This is a genomic window from Burkholderia sp. Ac-20344 (genome assembly GCF_017104975.1).
Classification (GTDB): domain Bacteria; phylum Pseudomonadota; class Gammaproteobacteria; order Burkholderiales; family Burkholderiaceae; genus Burkholderia.
Window position 1 is genome coordinate 1 of the sequence record NZ_JAAGPP010000152.1, and the last position, 20,941, is coordinate 20,941.

The following is a 20,941-nucleotide window of genomic DNA, read 5'->3' on the forward strand; positions in this document are numbered from 1 at the left end:
AGCTGCGCGGCCGTTGCGCCGCGCGACACTATCGCCGCGATTGAAACTCTCGTTCGGCAATGCAGCAACGGGACCTTTATAATGCGCGACTGATACCCATCTATGACGGCATCCCGGTCAACCCGGATCGTACGGCGAGCCCTACCCCGCCCGCCGCGGCCGCCTTTTACGGATTCGCACATGTCCACGCCCAAACACGCCAAAGTCCTGATTCTCGGTTCCGGCCCCGCCGGCTACACGGCTGCCGTCTACGCGGCACGCGCCAACCTGTCCCCGGTGCTGATCACCGGCATCGCGCAGGGCGGCCAGCTGATGACCACGACCGACGTCGAAAACTGGCCGGCCGACGCGAAGGGCGTGCAGGGTCCGGAGCTGATGGCGCGCTTCCTCGAGCACGCCGAGCGCTTCAACACCGAAATCGTGTTCGACCACATCCACACCGCGAAGCTGCACGAGCGGCCGATCCGCCTGATCGGCGACTCGGGCGAATACACGTGCGACTCGCTGATCATCGCGACCGGCGCGTCCGCGCAGTATCTCGGCCTGCCGTCCGAGGAAGCGTTCATGGGCAAGGGCGTGTCCGCCTGCGCAACCTGCGACGGCTTCTTCTATCGCAACCAGGAAGTCGCCGTGATCGGCGGCGGCAACACGGCCGTCGAGGAAGCGCTCTACCTGACGGGCATCGCGAAGAAGGTGACGGTGATCCACCGCCGCGACAAGTTCCGCGCAGAGCCGATCCTGATCGACCGCCTGCTGGAGAAGGAAAAGGAAGGCGCGGTCGTGATCAAGTGGGATCACGTGCTCGACGAAGTGACCGGCGAGGATTCGGGCGTCACGGGCCTGCGCATCAAGAACGTGAAGACCGGCGCAACGGAAGACCTCAACGTGCAGGGCGTGTTCGTCGCGATCGGCCACAAGCCGAACACCGACCTGTTCCAGGGCCAGCTCGAGATGAAGGACGGCTACATCCTGACGAAGAGCGGCCTGCACGGCAACGCGACGTCGACGAGCGTCGCGGGAGTGTTCGCCGCGGGCGACGTGCAGGACAACGTGTACCGCCAGGCGATCACCAGCGCGGGCACGGGCTGCATGGCCGCGCTCGACGCGCAGCGCTACCTCGAAAGCCTGCACGACAAGAAGTAAGCCGCGAGCCTCGCCGCGCCGGGCGCTACAATGGCGTCCGCTGCCGCGAAGCGGGTCTGGCCGGACAAGCCGCTGCCGCCGTGCAGCGGCTTTTTTTTGCCCGCGCGCCCGAACGCGCCTGCCCTGCGTACCGAATCATGGCGAAGAACCAGCCCCATCCGAGCGATCCCGCGAAGCGGCAGATCGCCGCCCGTCCCGCGAAACCCGCGCCCGTCGCGCCGGCGCCTGCGCCCGATCCCGCCGTGCTGCGCGGCCAGGGCCTAGCGGGCCTCGGCGCATTGTGCAAGTCGCTGCAAGGCGAAGCCGATCGCCGCGAACGCGCGCGCGTCGAAACGGCCAAGGCCGAGCGCAAGGCGGAAGCCGACGCGAGCCTGTTCCGCAACGAGATCGGCGCGATCCAGCCGCTGAACGCGCCGCCGCGCGCGGCGGCCGGCCGCACGCCGCCCGACCCGGTGCCGAAGCAGACGCAGCGCGACGAGGAAGCCGTGCTGAACGCGACGTTGTCCGACGAATTCGATCCCGAGACGCTGCTCGACAGCGACGACTCGCTGTATTACCACCGCCCCGGCATCAGCCGCGACGTCGTGCGCAAGCTGAGGAGCGGCGCGTGGATCGTACAGGCGCAGATCGACCTGCACGGCATGCGGCGCGACGAGGCGCGCGACGCGCTCGCCGAGTTCATCCGCGAAGCCGGCAAGAAAGGGCTGCGCTGCCTGCGCGTGATCCACGGCAAGGGGCTCGGCTCGATCGGCAAGGAACCCGTGCTGAAGGGCAAGGTGCGCGCATGGCTCGTGCAGAAGGAAGAAGTGATCGCGTTCTGCGAAGCGCGCGGCAACGACGGCGGCGCGGGCGCGGTGCTCGTGCTGCTGCAGCCGCACGCGACACCGGCCGACCGGGGGCCGCGTGCCGCATCCTAGGCTGACGCTCGCGATCGCGGTACTGGAGGCGATCGCCACGCTGGCCTTTGCGATCTCGGGGTTCATCGAGGCGCGCAAGAACCGCCTCGACTCGGTCGGCACGTTCGTCGTCGCGCTCGCCACCGCATTCGGCGGCGGCACGCTGCGCGACATCCTGCTCGAGCGCCGGCCGTTCTACTGGGTCGTGCACGACGACTATGTGATCGCGATCTTCGTGCTCGCGCTGTTCGCGCCGTTCGTGCTGCGAATGTTGTCGCGGCTGTCGGCCGAGCGGTTGCTGCTCGTGGCCGATGCGATCGGGCTCGGGATCTTCAGCATCTCGGGTACGGCGATCGCGCTCGATGCCGAGATGCCGCGCTTCATCGCGGTGATGATGGGCGTGATCACGGGCGTGGTCGGCGGGATCATCCGCGACGTGCTGTGCAACGACATCCCGCTGATCCTGCGGGATTCGCGGCCGTATGCGACCTGCGCGTTCGTCGGCTGCTGGTTCTACCTGCTGCTGGTGTGGCTGCAGTTCGACTCGGTGTACAGCGTGCTGCTCGCGACCGGCTTCATCCTCGTCGCCCGGCTTGCAACGTTCAAGTTCGACGTCAGGCTGCCGCATTGACGCATTGACGCCGCACCCGCATGCGCAAACGAAAGGGGCCGCTTCGAAACGGCCCCTTCTTCGTTCAGCGCATGGACCGCGTCACGCGATCCGCTCTTCCGACGCCGGATCGAACAGCACCGCCTTCGACACGTCGAACAGCAGCGACAGCGTCTGGTCGGGCTGCGGGTTCGCGGCCGGATGCACGCGGCTCACGATGCGCTTGCCGTTCACCTGCGCGAACACGTGCGTGTCCGGCCCGGTCGGCTCGGTCACGTCGACGCGCACGTCGAACGGCTGCAGGTGCGACGCGTCGCCGTTGTGCGCGTGGCGCAGGTCGGTGATGCGCTCCGGACGCAGGCCGAGGATCACCTCGCGGCCGACGTGCGACTTCAGCTTCGCTGCGTCGAACGGCAGGTTCAGCGCGCCGCGCTTGACGCCCGTGTCGACTTCGAGCGCGATCCCGCTGCCCTGCTCGACCAGCTTGCCGTTGATGAAGTTCATCGGCGGCGCGCCGATGAAGCCCGCGACGAACAGGTTCGACGGCGAATCGTAGATCTCCTGCGGCGCGCCGAACTGCTGGACGACGCCGTCCTTCATCACCGCGATCCGGTCGCCGAGCGTCATCGCCTCGATCTGGTCGTGCGTCACGTAGACGATCGTCGTGCCGAGGCGCTGGTGCAGCAGCTTGATTTCCGCGCGCATCTCGATGCGCAGCTTCGCGTCGAGGTTCGACAGCGGCTCGTCGAACAGGAACAGCGACGGATCGCGCGCGAGCGCACGGCCCATCGCGACACGCTGGCGCTGGCCGCCCGACAGCTGGCCCGGCTTGCGGTCGAGCAGGTGCTGGATCTGCAGCATCTGCGACACGCGGTCGACGATCTGCTGCTGCTCGCTCTTCGGCACCTTGCGGATGTTCAGGCCGAACGAGATGTTCTCGCGCACCGTCATCGACGGATACAGCGCGTACGACTGGAACACCATCGCGATGTCGCGGTCCTTCGGCGACAGGTCGTTGACGACCTTGCCGTCGATGCAGATCTCGCCGCTCGTCACGGTCTCGAGCCCGGCGATCATGTTGAGCAGCGTCGACTTCCCGCAGCCCGACCCGCCGACCAGGATCAGGAACTGTCCGTCCTCGATCTCGATGTCGACACCCTTCAGGACCGGCACCCCGTTCGGGTAGGTCTTGTACACGTCACGGATGGAAAGGCTTGCCATGCTGTGAATCCTCAGTCTCGTCTCGCGCGGCGCACTCCGGCGCCGCGTCGGGTTCGTTTCGATGCGCCGCGCGCGATGCGCGGCCGGTTCGTCGTATCGGATGAAACCGCGCCTACCCCTTCACCGCGCCCGCCGTCAGCCCGCGCACGAAGTAGCGGCCGGCGACGATGTAGACGAGCAGCGTCGGCAGCGCGGCGATGATCGCGCCGGCCATGTCGACGTTGTATTCCTTCACGCCCGTCGACGTGTTGACGAGGTTGTTCAGCGCAACCGTGATCGGCATCGAATCGACGCCGGAGAACACGATCCCGAACAGGAAGTCGTTCCAGATCTGCGTGAACTGCCAGATCAGGCACACCATGAAGATCGGCAGCGACACCGGCAGCAGGATCTTCGTGAAGATCGTGAAGAAGCCCGCGCCGTCGATGCGCGCGGCCTTCACGAGCTCGGCCGGCACGCTCACGTAGAAGTTGCGGAAGAACATCGTCGTGAACGCGATGCCGTACACCACGTGCACGAACACGAGCCCCGGAATCGTGTTGGCGAGGCCGAGCATCCCTTGCAGGCGCGCCATCGGCAGCAGGATCACCTGGAACGGGATGAAGCAGCCGACCAGCATCATCGTGAACAGTGCGTCGGCGCCGCGAAAGCGCCAGTGCGTGAGCACGTAGCCGTTGAACGCGCCGATCAGCGACGAGATCAGCACGGCCGGGATCACCATCTGCAGCGAGTTCAGGAAGAACGGCTTCATGCCGTCGCAGCGCACGCCGGTACAGGCGCCGCTCCAGGCCTTCACCCACGGCTCGACGGTCCACGTGGTGGGCGGCGTCAGCAGGTTGCCGGTGCGCAGCTGGTCGAGATCCTTGAACGACGTCGACAGCATCACGTAGATCGGGAACAGGAAATACAGCGCGAACAGGATCAGTGCCGCATAGATCACTGCCCGGCTGATCGTCATCTTAGGCTGCATTGCGGGTGCTCCTCGATTCCATATACATCAGCGGCACCAGCACCGCGACCACGGTCGCGAGCATCATCACCGAGGACGCCGCGCCGAGCCCGAGCTGGCCGCGGTTGAACGAAAACGTGTACATGAACATGGCCGGCAGCGACGACGACGTACCCGGGCCGCCTGCCGTCAGCGCGACGACCAGATCGAAGGTCTTGATCGTGATGTGGCAGAGGATCAGCAGCACCGAGAAGAACACCGGGCGCATGCTGGGGATCACGATCTTGCGGTAGATGGTCGGCAGCGTCGCGCCGTCGACCTGCGCGGCCTTGAAGATTTCCGCATCGACACCGCGCAGCCCCGCGAGGAACAGCGCCATCACGAAGCCGGTCGACTGCCACACGGCCGCGATCACCACGCAGAAGATCGCCTTGTCCGGATCGTCGAGCCAGCCGAACGAGAAGCTCGTCCAGCCCCAGTCGTGCATCACCTTCTCGAGGCCGAGGCCCGGGTTCAGGATCCACTGCCACGCGGTGCCGGTGACGATGAACGACAGCGCCATCGGGTACAGGAAGACCGCGCGCAGCGCGCCTTCGTTGCGGATCCGCTGGTCGAGCAGGATCGCGAGGAACAGCCCGAGCGCGACGCAGACCGCGATGAACGGAATCCCGAACCAGCCGAGGTTCGCGGCGGAGGTCCACCACACGTCGTTCTGGAACAGGTCGGTGTAACGGCCGAAGCCGTCGAATTCGTAGTTCGGCAACAGCCGCGAATTGGTCAGCGACAGATAACCGGTAATCAGGATGAAGCCGTAGATGAACACCACGGCGATCGCGACGCTCGGCGCAAGCACGAGCTTCGGGATCCAGCGATCGGCGAAGGCCGACATCGGCGAGGTACGCCGTGCGGCGGCAGCGCCGGATCCGTTTCCGCTAAGAGGGGCAGCCACTTGATTCGACTCCTGGAACGAGGGCGACGCAGGCCGGGCCGGCGCCAGGTACGGCACGAGCCCGCGGGCGAGCCCGTTTGCTGCACATGCAAAAACGCCCGGCCGATGAAACGCGTCCGGCCGGGCGCCTGTCGCGCGTTACTTGACCTTCGCGGCCTTCGCGAGCGCGGCGACCGCGCTCTTCGAATCCTGCTGCGAGTTCATGAACTTCGTCACGACGTCCGTGATCGCGCCGGCGGTCGCATCGCTCTGCGCCATCCCGTGCGCGAGCGACGGCACGAAACCGCCCGACTTGATCGCAGTCTGCTCGTCGGCATACGACTTCTTCGCGCAGTCGTCGAACTTGTCCATCTTCACGCCGAGGCGCACCGGCACCGAACCCTTCAGCAGGCTGAACTGTTCCTGGAAGTCCGGCGTCATGATCGTCTTCGCGAGCGCGAGCTGGCCCGCCGTCGCGGCCTTCTCGCCCTTCTGCTGGAAGAACACGAACGAATCGACGTTGAACGTGTACGCATTCGCCGTGCCCGGCACCGCTGCGCAGATGTAGTCCTTGCCCGCCTTCTTGCCCGCGTTCTCGAACTCGCCCTTCGCCCAGTCGCCCATGAACTGCATGCCGGCCTTGCCGTTGATGACCATCGCGGTCGCGAGGTTCCAGTCGCGGCCGTTACGGCCGGTATCGAAGTAGCCCTGGATCTTGCGCACCGTGTCGAACACGGACAGCATCTGCGGCGACGTCAGCGTCGCCTGGTCGAGGTCGACCAGCGCCTTCTTGTAGAACGCCGGGCCCTGCGACAGCACGACGTCTTCCCACAGCGTCAGGTCCTGCCACGGCTGGCCGCCCATCGCGACCGGCTGGATGCCCGCGGCCTTCAGCTTGTCGGCCACCGCGAAGAATTCAGGCCAGGTGGTCGGCACCTTCGCGCCGACCTTGTCGAGCGCGGCCTTGTTGATGTACAGCCAGTTCACGCGGTGCACCGAGAACGGCGCCGCGACGGTGTGGCCCTTGTACTTGATGATCTTGTCGATTTCCGGCGGCAGGTTCTGCTTCCAGTCGCCGGCAGCGGAATCGATGTTGACGAGCACGCCCTGGTCGGCCCAGTCCTGGATCAGCGGGCCCTTGATCTGCGCGGCCGACGGTGCGTCGCCGCTGATCACCTTGGTCTTCAGCGCGGTCATTGCCGCGGCACCGGCGCCGCCCGCGACCGCGAAGTCCTTCCACACGTAGCCCTGCTTCTGCAGGTCGTCCTTCAGCACGCCGACGGCCTTCGACTCGCCACCCGAGGTCCACCAGTGCAGCACCGTTACATTCTCGGCTGCTTGCGCCGCCACGGCGCCAGCCATCAGACCTGCTGCGCAGAGCGCACCCATGATCGAGCGAACTTTCATTACTTATCTCCTCCAGACTGAATCAACTCGTGAGGTTCCCTGACCGGGAACCGGCTTCTTGATAACGACGGGGAAATCGAGCCGCGGGACGCATGCAGCGTACGGGGCCGATGACCGGCCGGGCTCTTACAGAAAGCGTGAATCGAGATTCAACGGCGTGTCTCCTCTTTGTGTTTCTGGCCCGCCGCGATGATGCGGCACGAGCCCGGGGCCGACGTCGCGCCGACGATGCGCGCCGTCAATGTCCGATAACATTCGGCACAAGGCGTTCCCGAAGGCGAAGCTCGCGCAGTTCATCGACCGCACTTCTTTTTTTCTTCACCCAGGTGCTACCCCTTGCGGCGGATTGTAGTTAAACTACAATTCAGTGTCAAAAATATTTTTATCGCACTACGGATCGCTTCCCAGCACCCCCAACACGGCGGAGACACATGCATACCGATTCCAGCTTTACCTTCGTACTTTTCGGCGGCACCGGCGATCTGTCGATGCGCAAGATCCTGCCCGCGCTGTTCGAAGCACACCGTGCGAACATGCTGGCGGAGAGCGGCCGGATCGTCGCCGTGGCGCGTCACGAATCGGATCGCGCGGCCTATCTCGAATGGGTCGACACGCATGTGAAGCCGCACGCGGCCAAGGCGGCCGGCAAAGCGTTCGACGACGCTGCGTGGAAGTCCTTCCTCGATCGCATCGAGTACGTGAAACTCGACCTCGGCCGCGCGGAAGACTACGTCGTGCTGCGCGACGCGGTCGCATCGCTGCCCGGCATCCGCGTGTTCTATCTGGCGACGGGCCCGTCGCTGTTCGTGCCGATCTGCAAGGCGCTCGCGTCGGTCGGCCTGAACGAAGGCTCGCGCATCGTGCTCGAGAAGCCGCTCGGCTACGACCTGAAGTCGTCGAATGCGATCAACGACGCGGTCGGCGAGATTTTCGCGGAAGGCCAGATCTACCGGATCGACCACTACCTCGGCAAGGAACCCGTACAGAACCTGCTCGCGCTGCGCTTCGGCAATGCGCTGTTCGAGCCGCTGTGGCGCCGCGAATGGGTCGAGAGCATCCAGATCACGATCGCCGAGGAGCTCGGCGTCGAGGCACGCGGCGATTTCTACGACAATACGGGCGCGCTGCGCGACATGGTGCAGAACCACCTGCTGCAGCTGCTGTCGATCGTCGCGATGGAGCCGCCGCATTCGATGGATTCGGATTCGGTGCGCGACGAAAAGCTGCGCGTGCTGCGCGCGCTGAAGCCCGTCGATCCGCGCGACATCGGCAAGGTGGCCGTGCGCGGCCAGTATCATGCGGGCGTGATCAAGGGCGCGCAGGTGCCGGCCTACGCGACCGAGCCGGGCGTGAAGCCCGACAGCCAGACCGAAACCTTCGTCGCACTGAAGGTCGAGATCGAGAACTGGCGCTGGGCCGGCGTGCCGTTCTTCCTGCGCACCGGCAAGCGTCTTGCCGATCGCGTCGCGGAGATCGTCGTCAATTTCCGCCCGGTGCCGCATTCGGCGCTCGGGCCCACCGCGCTGCGTCCCGGCTCGAACCGCCTCGTGATCCGGCTGCAGCCGAACGAGACGATCCGCCTGTACTGCCTCGCGAAGCAGCCGGGCGAAGGGATGAACCTCGCGAGCGTGCACCTCGACCTCGCGTTCGACCAGTTCTTCAAGGAAGGGCAGATGGAGGCGTACCAGCGCCTGCTGCTCGACGTGATCAACGGCCGTCTCGCCCTCTTCGTGCGTCGCGACGAACAGGAAGCCGCATGGCGCTGGGTCGAGCCCATCCTGAACGAATGGGCACGTACGCTGAAGCCGCCGAAGCCGTATGCGGCGGGCACGTGGGGGCCGGCCGCGGCGAGCGCGATGCTCGCGCAGCACGACACCTGCTGGCTCGAAGAAGAGAACTGATGCAAACCGTTGCCGCGCACGCCCCCGTACGCGGCAACGTGCCCCACGATTCGTACGATTTGAACAGACAAAGCAGTCCGGAGGAGATGTGATCGAGATCCACGCTTTCGACACCCAGGAAGCGCAAAGCGAAGCGCTCGCGCGCGCCGTCGGCGATGCGCTGCGCGCCGCGCTCGCCGGCCCCGCGCGCCCGACGCTCGCGGTGTCCGGCGGCACGAGCCCGCGCCCGTTCCTGCAAACGCTGTCGCACGCGGCGCTCGACTGGGCCGGCGTCGACGTGACGCTGGTCGACGACCGCTGGGTGCCGGAGAACGAGGCGGCCAGCAATGCGCACCTCGTGCGCGACACGCTGCTGCAGCATGCAGCGGCCCCGGCCCGCTTCCTGCCGCTCGTCGACACGCGCAACGCGCTCGACGCACACGTCGCCGCGCTGAACGCGAACGCCGACTACCGCGTGCCGAGCATCGCGGTGCTCGGCATGGGCGAGGACGGCCATACCGCGTCGATCTTCGCCGATGCGCCCGAATGGGATCACGCGATCACGACGCCCGAGCGTTTCGTCGCCGTGCATCCCGGCGCCGCGCCGCATGCGCGCGTGAGCTTCTCGCTCGATGCGCTCAAGCGCGTCGACCGGCTGTTCCTGCTGATCGCGGGCACCGCCAAGCGCGCGGTGCTCGACGCCGCGGCCGCATCGCTGCAGAAGAACGCGATTTCCCAACTGGCCAACGACAAGGGGACCCAGCTCGATGTCTACTGGTGCGCAAAGTAAGGCGGCCGTCGCGGGCCAGCATGCCGACGGCCCGCGCCTGCTCGCGGACGTCGGCGGCACCAACGCGCGCTTCGCGCTGGAAACCGGCCCGGGCGACATCACGCAGATCCGCGTGTATCCCGGCGCCGACTATCCGACGCTCACCGACGCGATCCGCAAATACCTGAAGGACGTGAAGATCAGCCGCGTGAATCACGCGGCGATCGCGATCGCCAATCCGGTCGACGGCGACCAGGTCACGATGACCAACCACGACTGGAGCTTCTCGATCGAGGCGACGCGCCGCGCGCTCGGCTTCGACACGCTGCTCGTCGTCAACGATTTCACCGCGCTGGCCATGGCGCTGCCGGGCCTGACCGACGCGCAGCGCGTGCAGATCGGCGGCGGCGCGCGCCGCCAGAACAGCGTGATCGGGCTGCTCGGGCCCGGCACCGGGCTCGGCGTGTCGGGGCTGATTCCGGCCGACGACCGCTGGATCGCGCTCGGCAGCGAAGGCGGCCACGCGTCGTTCGCGCCGCAGGACGAGCGCGAGGATCTGGTGCTGCAGTACGCGCGCAAGAAGTTTCCGCACGTGTCGTTCGAACGCGTATGCGCGGGCCCCGGCATGGAGATCGTCTATCGCGCGCTCGCCGCCCGCGACAAGAAGCGCGTGGCCGCGACCGTCGACACGGCCGAGATCGTCGAGCGCGCGCATGCGGGCGACGCGCTCGCGCTCGAGACGGTCGAATGCTTCTGCGGGATTCTCGGCGCGTTCGCGGGCAGCGTCGCGCTGACGCTCGGCGCGCTCGGTGGCGTATACATCGGCGGCGGCGTCGCGCTGAAGCTCGGCGAACTGTTCACGCGCTCGTCGTTCCGCGCGCGCTTCGAGGCGAAGGGCCGCTTCACGCACTACCTCGAAAACATCCCGACCTACCTGATCACCGCCGAATACCCGGCGTTCCTCGGCGTGTCGGCGATCCTCGCGGAGCAGTTGTCGAACCGTTCGGGCGGTGCGTCGTCGGCCGTGTTCGAACGGATTCGCCAGATGCGCGACGCACTGACGCCGGCCGAGCGCCGCGTCGCCGATCTCGCGCTGAACCATCCGCGCTCGATCATCAACGATCCGATCGTCGACATCGCGCGCAAGGCCGACGTGAGCCAGCCGACCGTGATCCGCTTCTGCCGCTCGCTCGGCTGCCAGGGGCTGTCGGACTTCAAGCTGAAGCTCGCCACCGGCCTCACTGGCACGATCCCGATGAGCCACAGCCAGGTGCATCTCGGCGATACGGCCACCGACTTCGGCGCGAAGGTGCTCGACAACACGGTGTCCGCAATCCTGCAATTGCGCGAGCACCTGAATTTCGAGCACGTCGAGAACGCGATCGAGATCCTGAACGGCGCGCGGCGCATCGAGTTCTACGGGCTCGGCAATTCGAACATCGTCGCGCAGGACGCGCATTACAAGTTCTTCCGCTTCGGGATCCCGACGATCGCGTACGGCGACCTGTACATGCAGGCCGCGTCGGCCGCGCTGCTCGGCAAGGGCGACGTGATCGTCGCGGTGTCGAAGTCGGGGCGCGCGCCCGAGCTGCTGCGCGTGCTCGAGGTCGCGATGCAGGCCGGCGCGAAGGTGATCGCGATCACGTCGAGCAACACGCCGCTCGCGAAGCGCGCGACCGTCGCGCTCGAGACCGATCACATCGAGATGCGCGAATCGCAGCTGTCGATGATCTCGCGGGTCCTGCATCTGCTGATGATCGACATCCTCGCGGTCGGCGTCGCGATCCGCCGTGCGTCGACCAACGGCGAACTGCCCGAGGCCGTCGCCCAGGCGAAGGCGCGCGCAAGCGACGACGAGACGGCCGACGTGCTCGACTGGCTGAGCCACGGCGCGTCGCCGGCGGCGAAGGACGTCGCGCGGGATTGACGCGGCGCGGCGGCAGCCGCTTTCCGCGTTCGAAACGAAAACGCCACCGGCGCAGCGCGCACGGTGGCGTTTTTCATTCTGCCGTCAGGCCGCGGTTCAGGCGCCCGCCTTGACGGGCCGCCCGTGCCAGCGCAGCACGAGGTAGCGGCCGGCGAAGCACAGCACGCCCGAGACGCCGATCGTCACGCCCATCGCGAACGGCGTGCCGTCGGCGAGTGCGCCGATTGCGACGCTCGCGAGCGCGCCGAGCGCCAGCTGCATCGCGCCGAACACGGCCGCCGACGCGCCCGCGTTGTGCGGATAGCGATGCATGAGGTCGGTCGTGCAGTTCGCGGACAGGATCCCGACCACGCCGACGACGAAGAACAGGCACACGACGATCGACCACAGCCCGCCCCACCCCGTCAGCGCGACGAGCGCGACCGCGAGCGATGCGATGCAGCTCACGAGCGACGCGGCCGCGATGATGCGCAGCGAACCGATGCGGCCGACGAGCCGCGTGTTCGTGAAGTTGCCGATCATGATGCCGACCACGTTCAGGCCGAACAGCAGCCCGTAGTGCTGCGGCGACACGTGGAAATACTCGATATACACGAACGGTGTCGCGGTGATGTACGAGAACATCGCCGCGAACGCCATCCCGCCGCACAGCATGTGTCCCCATGCGACGGGATCGGACAGGATGCGCCCATACGACGCGAACGATGCGAGCACGGCCGCGCTCTTGCGCCGCTCCTTCGGCCAGGTTTCGGGCACGCGCAGGTACGCGGTCGCCGCGCACACCGCGCCGAACACGGCCAGCACGACGAACACGCCGCGCCAGCCCGAGAAACGCAGGATCTGCCCGCCGACCAGCGGCGCGAGCAGCGGCCCGACCGCAGTGACGATCGCGACCATCGACAGCACCTTCGCCGCGTCGGTCGGCTCGTGCGCGTCGCGCGCGATCGCACGCGACAGCACCGACGCCGCGCCGGCGCCGAGCGCCTGCAGGAAGCGCACGAGGATCAGCATGTCGATCGAGTTCGACACGAAGCAGCCGATGCTCGCGAGCGTGAACAACGCGATGCCGCCGAGCAGCACGGGACGGCGGCCCCACGTGTCGGACAGCGGGCCGTACAGCAGCATGCCGATCGAGAAGCCGGCCATGAAGCTCGTCAGCGTGCGCTGCGCGGCGCCGGGGCTGACGGAGAAGCCGCCGGCGATCGACGGCAGGCTCGGCAGGTACATGTCGGTGGCAATCGGCCCGCAGGCGGCGAGCGCGCCGAGCAACAGGATCAGCCGGGCATCGGGCCGGCGCCGGACGACGTGAGACATGGGTATCCGGAGTGGAGCCCGCGCGCATCGGGGCGCACGTGGCGGTGAAGACGGGAGGCCGCGCCGAGAACGGCGCGGCCAGGCCCATGATTGTACGCGCAACTTTTTGGGTGCCGCCGGCCGGGTGCGCGGCTGGCCGAAAAACGCCGCCGCGCAGGATCGCGGGCGGGGATTCGATTAAGCTTGCAGCTCCGCGCCCCTCTCGTCTGACCAATTAGACGCACGACCGAACCGATGACCGCTTTCCTGTTGATCTGGAGCCCCAAGAAATGGCCGTGGCCCGAACTGCCCGACGTCGCCGCGCGCGTGAAGGCCGGCGAGGCCGTGCATGACGTGTGGGGCTGCGGCTTCGCGCGCGGCATCCTGCCGGGCGACCGCGTGTTCCTGCACCGCGTCGCGAAGGAGCCCAAGGGCGTGTTCGGTTCCGGCTACGTGACGCGCGCGCCGTACGAGGTGCCCGATCCGTCGACGAAGCGCGGCTACCGGCTGTGCATCGACTTCGTATACGACTGGCTGGTCGACGCGCACCAGGACGTCGTGATCGCGCGCGACGCGCTGCGCGTGCATCCGTACTCGGTGCAGACCTGGGATGCGCAGAGTTCCGGCACGGTGATCAAGCCGATGGTCGAAGGCCCGCTCGAGAAGCGCTGGGCCGAGCTGACCGGCAAGCGCAAGCCGCCGCCCGTGCCGGATCGTTAACGGGGCCAAATCGCCGCTTCTTCGTTTCCGGCCCGCGCGATCCCTCGCGCGCCGAAAGGCCGCAGACCGCGCCGCGGGCCCGCCGCGCGCGTCTCCGGTACAATCAGACGATCGTTCCGCCCAGGCGCCGCGGCCCGTGCACAGGCCCCCGCGCCCTTCTCTCGCAGGTTTCGCCCATGTCCAACAATCAGATCCTCTTCGAACGCGCCCAGAAGACCATTCCCGGCGGCGTCAACTCGCCGGTGCGCGCATTCCGTTCGGTCGGCGGCACGCCGCGCTTCGTCGCGCGCGCACAAGGCCCGTATTTCTGGGATGCCGACGGCAAGCAATACATCGACTACATCGGCTCGTGGGGCCCGATGATCGTCGGCCACGTCCATCCGGAAGTCCTGTCGGCCGTGCAGAACGTGCTCGCCGACGGCTTCTCGTTCGGCGCGCCAACCGAAGCCGAGATCGAGATCGCCGAGGAAATCTGCAAGCTCGTGCCGTCGATCGAGCAGGTGCGGATGGTGTCGAGCGGCACCGAGGCCACGATGAGCGCGCTGCGTCTCGCGCGCGGCTTCACGGGCCGCAGCCGCATCGTCAAGTTCGAGGGCTGCTACCACGGCCACGCGGACAGCCTGCTCGTGAAGGCCGGCTCGGGCCTGCTGACGTTCGGCAACCCGACGTCGGCCGGCGTGCCCGCCGACATCGCGAAGCACACGACCGTCCTCGAATACAACAACGTCGCCGCGCTCGAAGAAGCGTTCGGTGCATTCGGCGACGAGATCGCCGCCGTGATCGTCGAGCCGGTCGCGGGCAACATGAACCTCGTGCGCGGCACGCCCGAATTCCTGAACGCGCTGCGCGCACTGTGCACGAAGCACGGCGCCGTGCTGATCTTCGACGAAGTGATGTGCGGGTTCCGCGTCGCGCTCGGCGGCGCGCAAGCTTACTACGGCATCACGGCCGACCTCACCTGCCTCGGCAAGGTGATCGGCGGCGGGATGCCGGCTGCCGCGTTCGGCGGCCGCCGCGACATCATGGCCCACCTCGCGCCGCTCGGCGGCGTCTATCAGGCCGGCACGCTGTCGGGCAACCCGATCGCGGTCGCCGCGGGCCTGAAGACGCTGCAGCTGATCCAGGCGCCCGGCTTCTACGACGCGCTCACCGCGCAGACGAAGCGGCTCGCCGACGGCCTCGCGGCCGAAGCGCGTGCGGCCGGCGTGCCGTTCGCGGCCGACTCGATCGGCGCGATGTTCGGCCTCTACTTCGCCGAACGCGTGCCGACCAGCTTCGCCGAAGTGACGAAGAGCGACACCGAGCGCTTCAACCGCTTCTTCCACCTGATGCTCGACGAAGGCGTGTACTTCGCGCCGTCCGCGTACGAGGCCGGCTTCGTGTCGAGCACGCACGACGACGCGGTGATCGACGCGACGCTCGCGGCCGCGCGCCGCGCATTCGCGGCACTCGCTGCCTGACCCGGGTCCGCGCGCATGTTCTCGGATATCGATTTCGCCCACATGCAGCGCGCGCTGGCGCTCGCCGCGCGCGGCATGTATACGACGGCGCCGAACCCGCGTGTCGGCTGCGTGATCGTCAAGGATGGCGACGTGATCGGCGAAGGCTTCACGCAGCCGGCCGGCCAGGATCACGCGGAGGTGCAGGCGCTGAAGGACGCACGCTCGCGTGGCTACGACGTCGCGGGTTCGACCGTCTACGTGACGCTCGAACCGTGCAGCCATTTCGGCCGCACGCCGCCGTGCGCGAACGCGCTGATCGACGCGCGCGTCGCGAAGGTCGTCGCCGCGATGGAAGACCCGAACCCGCAGGTGTCGGGGCGCGGCCTCGGGATGCTGCGCGACGCGGGCATCGACGTGCGCTGCGGGCTGCTCGCGCATGAAGCCGGCGAACTGAACATCGGCTTCGTGTCGCGGATGACGCGCGGCCGCCCGTGGGTACGGATGAAGACCGCTGCGTCGCTCGACGGCCGCACCGCGCTGCCGTCCGGCGAAAGCCAGTGGATTACCGGCGAGGCCGCGCGCCTCGACGGGCATGCATGGCGGGCGCGCGCCTGCGCGATCCTCACCGGCATCGGCACCGTGCGTGAAGACAACCCACTGCTGACCGTGCGCGGCATCGACACGCCGCGCCAGCCACAGCGCATCCTGGTGGACAGCCGCCTCGACCTGCCGCTCGACGCGCGGCTGCTCGAAGGCGCGCCGCTGCTGATCTTCTGCGGCCGGCTCGACGCCGCCGGCGAGGTGCGCGCGAACGTGCTGAAGGCGCGTGGTGCGGAAATCGTGCCGATCGCGAATGCGCAAGGCAAGGTCGACCTGCCCGCGATGCTGGCGGCGCTTGGCGCGCGCGGCGTCAACGAGCTGCACGTCGAGGCCGGCCACAAGCTGAACGGCTCGCTGCTGCGCGAGCAGTGCGTCGACGAATTGCTCGTCTACCTCGCGCCGAGCCTGCTGGGCGCCGATGCGGCCGGCATGTTCGACCTCGCCGCGCCGGCGAACCTCGACGCGCGTACGCGGCTGTCGTTCCACGGATTCGAGCGGGTCGGCGACGACCTGCGGATCCTCGCGCGCTTCGCGCCGCCCGACGCCACGCACTGAACGGGTCGATCACGGTCAACGGCGTGAGCCTGACCGTCAACGCGGTCGACGATCGCGCGGGCGGCTGCGCGTTCTCGAACTACCTGATCTCCCGCCCCGTTTCGCGCCGCGCGTCGCCGGTCGAAGCGACGATGCCTGCGCTCGACGCTCGCCTGCCCGCGCCGACATCTGGCCGAATGGCCAACGACGCGCACGGGTCATGCCGCCGCGCTAAGATGCGTCGACAGCGGTTTCGGCGCCGCAACGCACGGCGCGGCCGCGTATTGGTCACCCTCTTCCTCAAGGAGTCGTCCCCATGTCCATTTCGATGTATCAGGCCTCGTTGCCTGTCCTGATTCGTGGCCTGACCAACCTGCAGCACATCCTCGGCAAGGCGCAGGCGCACGCGGCCGAAAAGCAGATCGATCCGTCGGTGTTCGTCGGTGCCCGCCTGTACCCGGACATGCTGCCGCTCGTCCGCCAGGTCTACATCGCGACCGACACGGCCAAGGGCTGCGCCGCGCGGCTCGCCGATGTCGAGATTCCGAGCTACCCGGACGTCGAGCAGACCTTCGACGAGCTGCACGCACGCATCCAGAAGACGATCGACTACCTGAAAAGCTTCGACGCCGCGCAGATCGACGGCAGCGAGGCGCGCCAGATCGTGCTGAAGATGCGCGTCGGCCCGATCGAGTTCACCGGCCAGTCTTACCTGCTGAATTTCGTGCTGCCCAATTTCTTCTTCCACGTGACGACCGCGTACGACATCCTGCGTCACAGCGGCGTCGAGCTCGGCAAGCTCGACTACCTGGGCGGGCGCGACCAGCACGCCTGATGCAAAGCTCGGCCCGCCACCGCCCGCACCCGCGTGCAGGCAACGCGCGGCGGCCAGGCCAGGCCTGCCGCGCAGGCCGGCCGCAGCGCTTTCCGGAGCGCTTGCCGGCGGCACGCAGCCCATGCCAGCCGAAACGCCGTCCGGCTGGCGTAAAATACGCACTTTCCTCTTTCTCGCCCCCTTATGACGCTCGCCTCCACGCTCGACATCATCGCCGAGCTGAAAGCCGGCCGGATGGTGATCCTGGTCGACGAAGAAGACCGCGAAAACGAGGGCGACCTCGTGATCGCCGCCGAATTCGTCACGCCGGAAGCGATCAACTTCATGGCCAAGTACGGCCGCGGCCTGGTTTGTCTGACGTTGACGCAGGAACGCTGCAAGCAGTTGCACCTGCCGCTGATGACCTACCGCAACGGCACGCAGTACGGCACCGCCTTCACGGTCAGCATCGAAGCGGCCGAAGGCGTGACGACCGGCATCTCGGCCGCCGACCGTGCGCACACGATCGCCACGGCGGTCGCGCACGACGTGCGCCCCGAGCACATCGTGCAGCCGGGCCACGTGTTCCCGATCATGGCGCAGCCGGGCGGCGTGCTCGTGCGCGCGGGCCACACCGAGGCCGGTTGCGACTTCACCGCGCTTGCGGGCCTCACGCCGGCCGCGGTGATCTGCGAGATCATCAAGGACGACGGCACGATGGCGCGCCTGCCCGACCTGATCGAGTTCGCGAAGGAACACAACCTGAAGATCGGCACGATCGCCGACCTGATCCAGTACCGCAGCCGCACCGAATCGATCATCGAGCGGATCGCCGAGCGCACGATGCAGACCGCGCACGGCACGTTCCGCGCGGTGCTGTATCGCGATCAGCCGAGCGGCTCGCCGCACATCGCGCTGGTGCGCGGTGCGCCGTCGCCCGACGTCGATACGCCGGTGCGCGTGCACGAGCCGCTGTCGGTGCTCGACCTGCTCGAAACGGGCGTGTCGACGCACTCGTGGACGCTCGACGCCGCGATGCGCGAGATCGCGGAGCGCGACCTCGGCGTGATCGTGCTGCTCAACTGCGGCGACACGAAGGAACACCTGATCGACGTCTTCAAGGCGTTCGACGAGGAAGAAAAGGCCGCTGCGCTCAAGCGCCGGCCGGTTGATTTCAAGACGTTCGGCATCGGCGCGCAGATCCTGCGCGATGTCGGCGTCAGCAAGATGCAGGTGCTGTCGAATCCGCGCAAGCTGGGCAGCATGTCCGGCTACGGCCTGGAAGTCACGGGCTTCATCCCGATGCCCGGCGGCGAAGCCAAGTCCTGCCCGGCGTCCAACGCGTAACCCGCCACGGCGCTTTCGCCCTATAACCGTTCATCCACACCACGGACAAGATCATGGAAATCGGACAATACCAACCGAATCTCGAAGGCGACGGCCTGCGTATCGGCATCGTGCAATCGCGCTTCAACGAGCCCGTATGCAACGGCCTCGCCGACGCATGCGTCGAGGAACTGGAACGCCTCGGCGTCACCGGTGAAGACGTGCTGCTCGTGTCGGTGCCCGGCGCGCTGGAAATCCCGCTCGCGCTGCAAAAGCTCGCGGAAAGCGGCCAGTTCGACGCGCTGATCGCGCTCGGCGCGGTGATCCGCGGCGAGACCTACCACTTCGAACTCGTGTCGAACGAGAGCGGCGCGGGCATCACCCGCATCGGCCTCGACTTCAACCTGCCGATCGCGAACGCGGTCCTGACGACCGAAAACGACGAGCAGGCCGTCGCGCGCATGACCGAAAAGGGTCGTGACGCCGCACGCGTCGCCGTCGAGATGGCCAACCTGACGATGGCGCTCGACCAGCTCGGCGACGACGACGAGGACGAAGAAGAAGACGAAGACGACGAAGAGGAGCGCGCATGAAGAAGAGCGCCCGCCGACAATCGCGCGAGCTGGCGACGCAGGGGCTGTACCAGTGGCTGCTGTCGAACGCGTCCTCCGGCGAGATCGACGCGCAACTGCGCGGCGCGCTCGGTTACGACAAGGCTGACAAGGAGCTGCTCGACGCAATCCTGCACGGCGTGATCCGCGAGCACGCCACGCTCGTCGAAGCGCTGACGCCGTCGCTGGACCGCCCGATCGACCAGCTGTCGCCGGTCGAACGCGCCGTGCTGCTGATCGCGACGTTCGAGCTCACGCACCACGTCGAAACGCCGTACCGCGTGATCATCAACGAAGCAGTCGAACTCGCGAAGACGTTCGGCGGCTCCGACGGCTACAAGTACGTGAACGGCGTACTCGACAAGCTCGCCGCGAAGCTGCGCCCCGCCGAAACGCAGGCGCGCCGCAACGGCTGATACCGTTTGTCCGGAACGGGCGCGCATGCGCCCGTTTTTTCTTTTGCCCCGCCTTCCTCGCCCTGCCCGCCCGATGAATACCGCCACCGATTCGCTCGTCAAGCTCGCCGCACGCGTCGACGCGATCCAGCCCTTCTACGTGATGGAACTGATGAAGGAGGCACAGCGTCTCGAGTCCTCCGGGCGCGATGTTATCCACATGGGCATCGGCGAGCCGGATTTCACTGCGCCGGAGCCGGTCGTCGAAGCGGCCGCGGCCGCGCTGCGCCGCGGCGTCACGCAATATACGAGCGCGCTCGGCATTGCGCCGCTGCGCGAGGCGATCGCCGCGCACTACGCGCGCGCCTACGGCCTCACGATCAGTCCGGAGCGGATCGTCGTGACGGCCGGCGCGTCGGCCGCGCTGCTGCTCGCGTGCCTCGCACTCGTCGGGCGTGACGACGAGGTGCTGATGCCCGATCCGTCGTATCCGTGCAACCGGCACTTCGTCGCGGCGGCAGAAGGCCGCGCTGTGCTCGTGCCGAGCGGCCCGGACGCACGCTTCCAGCTCACCGAGGACGACGTCCGCGCGCGCTGGGGCGACCGCACGCGCGGCGTGCTGCTCGCCTCGCCGTCGAACCCGACCGGCACGTCGCTCGAACCGGACGAGTTGAAACGGATCGTCGAAGCCGTACGCGCACGCGGCGGCTTCACGATCGTCGACGAGATCTACCAGGGGCTCAGCTACGACGCGGCGCCCGTGTCGGCGCTGTCGTTCGGCGACGACGTCGTCACCGTGAACAGCTTCTCCAAGTATTTCAGCATGACGGGCTGGCGGCTCGGCTGGCTGGTCGTGCCGCCCACGCTGGTCGGCACGTTCGAGAAACTGGCGCAGAACCTGTTCATCTGCCCGTCCGCGCTCGCGCAGCACGCAGCGCTCGCGTGCTTCGAACCAGCCGCGCTCGCTATCTACGAAGCGCGCCGGCTCGAATTCAAGCGCCGCCGCGACTTCATCGCACCGGCGCTCGAACGGCTCGGCTTCACGGTGCCCGTGATGCCGGACGGCGCGTTCTACGTGTATGCGCACTGCGGCGGCGTCGCCCACCCGGCGGCCGGCGACAGCGCCGCGCTCACGACGGCGATGCTGCACGACGCGGGCGTCGTGCTGGTGCCCGGCATGGACTTCGGTGTCCATGCGCCGCGCGACTATATCCGCCTGTCCTATGCGACGGCCTACTCGCGGCTCGAGGAAGCGGTCGACCGGCTCGCGACGCTGTTCGGGCAGCACTGACACACGGCGGCGCGGCGGCCATTCCGCACACCGCAAAAGCGAAAAAGGCACCCGGATCTGAACTGACCCCACGAAGTTGGACGGTTAAAGGCTAGGCGCCCAAGGGCTGAGTCCTGTATTGCACGGGACTCAGCCCTTTCAACTTGAGCTTGATGCGTTCGTGGTTGTAGTAGTGGATGTAGCGC

The 20,941-nt window shown here is 67.5% G+C and carries 20 protein-coding genes and 1 pseudogene; 15 read left to right on the plus strand and 6 right to left on the minus strand.

The window, feature by feature from the left end; all coding sequences use genetic code 11:
• Window positions 1–180 precede the first annotated feature (180 nt).
• The 3 genes from trxB (at window position 181) to G3N64_RS32525 (ending at window position 2,670) form a co-directional block, all read left to right on the plus strand.
• The gene (gene trxB, locus G3N64_RS32515; RefSeq protein ID WP_205787825.1) at window positions 181–1,143 is read left to right on the plus strand and encodes a thioredoxin-disulfide reductase; all 963 of its coding nucleotides are present in this window, start codon (window positions 181–183) and stop codon (window positions 1,141–1,143) included.
• A gap of 137 nt (window positions 1,144–1,280) precedes the next feature.
• Window positions 1,281–2,060, plus strand: a complete 780-nt coding sequence (locus G3N64_RS32520; protein WP_205787826.1) for a Smr/MutS family protein — start codon at window positions 1,281–1,283, stop codon at window positions 2,058–2,060.
• On the plus strand, window positions 2,047–2,670 hold the full coding sequence (locus G3N64_RS32525; RefSeq protein ID WP_027788121.1) for a trimeric intracellular cation channel family protein: 624 nt from the start codon (window positions 2,047–2,049) through the stop codon (window positions 2,668–2,670). Before G3N64_RS32520 ends, G3N64_RS32525 begins: the two co-directional genes overlap by 14 nt.
• A gap of 81 nt (window positions 2,671–2,751) precedes the next feature.
• Here G3N64_RS32525 and ugpC read toward each other — a convergent pair whose 3' ends face one another.
• The 4 genes from ugpC to G3N64_RS32545 all read right to left on the minus strand — a co-directional run bounded on the left by ugpC (window position 2,752) and on the right by G3N64_RS32545 (window position 7,154).
• Complete coding sequence (ugpC, locus tag G3N64_RS32530) at window positions 2,752–3,870, minus strand: sn-glycerol-3-phosphate ABC transporter ATP-binding protein UgpC (protein WP_205787827.1); 1,119 nt, start codon at window positions 3,868–3,870, stop codon at window positions 2,752–2,754.
• Window positions 3,871–3,982: 112 nt separating this feature from the next.
• A complete protein-coding gene (locus G3N64_RS32535) occupies window positions 3,983–4,840 on the minus strand; it encodes a carbohydrate ABC transporter permease (protein ID WP_006496594.1) in 858 nt (285 codons plus the stop codon).
• Entirely contained in the window at window positions 4,830–5,768 is a 939-nt protein-coding gene (locus G3N64_RS32540) for a sugar ABC transporter permease (RefSeq protein ID WP_205787828.1), read from the minus strand. Before G3N64_RS32540 ends, G3N64_RS32535 begins: the two co-directional genes overlap by 11 nt.
• Window positions 5,769–5,906: 138 nt before the next feature.
• Window positions 5,907–7,154, minus strand: coding sequence for an ABC transporter substrate-binding protein (locus G3N64_RS32545; protein WP_205787829.1), 1,248 nt, complete (start codon window positions 7,152–7,154; stop codon window positions 5,907–5,909).
• Between the two features lie 431 nt (window positions 7,155–7,585).
• Between G3N64_RS32545 and zwf the strand changes: the two genes are divergently transcribed.
• From zwf to G3N64_RS32560, 3 genes are all read left to right on the plus strand, one after another.
• A complete protein-coding gene (gene zwf / locus G3N64_RS32550) occupies window positions 7,586–9,055 on the plus strand; it encodes a glucose-6-phosphate dehydrogenase (protein ID WP_205787830.1) in 1,470 nt (489 codons plus the stop codon).
• Between the two features lie 88 nt (window positions 9,056–9,143).
• The gene (pgl, locus tag G3N64_RS32555; protein ID WP_205787831.1) at window positions 9,144–9,824 is read left to right on the plus strand and encodes a 6-phosphogluconolactonase; all 681 of its coding nucleotides are present in this window, start codon (window positions 9,144–9,146) and stop codon (window positions 9,822–9,824) included.
• Window positions 9,802–11,730, plus strand: a complete 1,929-nt coding sequence (locus G3N64_RS32560) for a bifunctional transcriptional regulator/glucokinase (RefSeq protein WP_205787832.1) — start codon at window positions 9,802–9,804, stop codon at window positions 11,728–11,730. The genes pgl and G3N64_RS32560 overlap by 23 nt, the downstream gene beginning before the upstream one ends.
• Before the next feature lie 96 nt (window positions 11,731–11,826).
• Here G3N64_RS32560 and G3N64_RS32565 read toward each other — a convergent pair whose 3' ends face one another.
• Window positions 11,827–13,044, minus strand: coding sequence for a Bcr/CflA family multidrug efflux MFS transporter (locus tag G3N64_RS32565; RefSeq protein ID WP_205787833.1), 1,218 nt, complete (start codon window positions 13,042–13,044; stop codon window positions 11,827–11,829).
• A gap of 234 nt (window positions 13,045–13,278) precedes the next feature.
• On the opposite strand from G3N64_RS32565, the gene G3N64_RS32570 reads away from it, so the two are divergent.
• From G3N64_RS32570 to G3N64_RS32605, 9 genes and pseudogenes are all read left to right on the plus strand, one after another.
• Complete coding sequence (locus tag G3N64_RS32570) at window positions 13,279–13,743, plus strand: hypothetical protein (protein ID WP_205787834.1); 465 nt, start codon at window positions 13,279–13,281, stop codon at window positions 13,741–13,743.
• A gap of 176 nt (window positions 13,744–13,919) precedes the next feature.
• Window positions 13,920–15,203: a glutamate-1-semialdehyde 2,1-aminomutase gene (gene hemL / locus G3N64_RS32575; protein ID WP_014897811.1), complete on the plus strand. Its 1,284-nt coding sequence runs from the start codon at window positions 13,920–13,922 to the stop codon at window positions 15,201–15,203.
• 15 nt (window positions 15,204–15,218) lie between these two features.
• On the plus strand, window positions 15,219–16,340 hold the full coding sequence (ribD, locus tag G3N64_RS32580) for a bifunctional diaminohydroxyphosphoribosylaminopyrimidine deaminase/5-amino-6-(5-phosphoribosylamino)uracil reductase RibD (protein WP_205787835.1): 1,122 nt from the start codon (window positions 15,219–15,221) through the stop codon (window positions 16,338–16,340).
• 2 nt (window positions 16,341–16,342) lie between these two features.
• A pseudogene (locus tag G3N64_RS39990) lies at window positions 16,343–16,429 on the plus strand (riboflavin synthase); the annotation flags it as partial.
• Between the two features lie 206 nt (window positions 16,430–16,635).
• Window positions 16,636–17,154, plus strand: coding sequence for a DUF1993 domain-containing protein (locus G3N64_RS32585; protein WP_085039677.1), 519 nt, complete (start codon window positions 16,636–16,638; stop codon window positions 17,152–17,154).
• Between the two features lie 183 nt (window positions 17,155–17,337).
• Window positions 17,338–18,480, plus strand: a complete 1,143-nt coding sequence (gene ribBA / locus G3N64_RS32590) for a bifunctional 3,4-dihydroxy-2-butanone-4-phosphate synthase/GTP cyclohydrolase II (protein ID WP_205787836.1) — start codon at window positions 17,338–17,340, stop codon at window positions 18,478–18,480.
• A 53-nt stretch (window positions 18,481–18,533) separates the two neighbouring features.
• Complete coding sequence (gene ribH / locus G3N64_RS32595) at window positions 18,534–19,052, plus strand: 6,7-dimethyl-8-ribityllumazine synthase (RefSeq protein WP_011351235.1); 519 nt, start codon at window positions 18,534–18,536, stop codon at window positions 19,050–19,052.
• Window positions 19,049–19,486, plus strand: coding sequence for a transcription antitermination factor NusB (gene nusB / locus G3N64_RS32600; protein WP_021157083.1), 438 nt, complete (start codon window positions 19,049–19,051; stop codon window positions 19,484–19,486). The genes ribH and nusB overlap by 4 nt, the downstream gene beginning before the upstream one ends.
• Before the next feature lie 73 nt (window positions 19,487–19,559).
• A complete protein-coding gene (locus G3N64_RS32605) occupies window positions 19,560–20,756 on the plus strand; it encodes a pyridoxal phosphate-dependent aminotransferase (protein ID WP_205787837.1) in 1,197 nt (398 codons plus the stop codon).
• A 91-nt stretch (window positions 20,757–20,847) separates the two neighbouring features.
• On the opposite strand, the gene G3N64_RS32610 is transcribed toward G3N64_RS32605, so the two are convergent.
• Window positions 20,848–20,941 (minus strand): IS3 family transposase (locus tag G3N64_RS32610; RefSeq protein WP_143281221.1); only part of this gene is annotated, 94 nt, incomplete at its 5' end.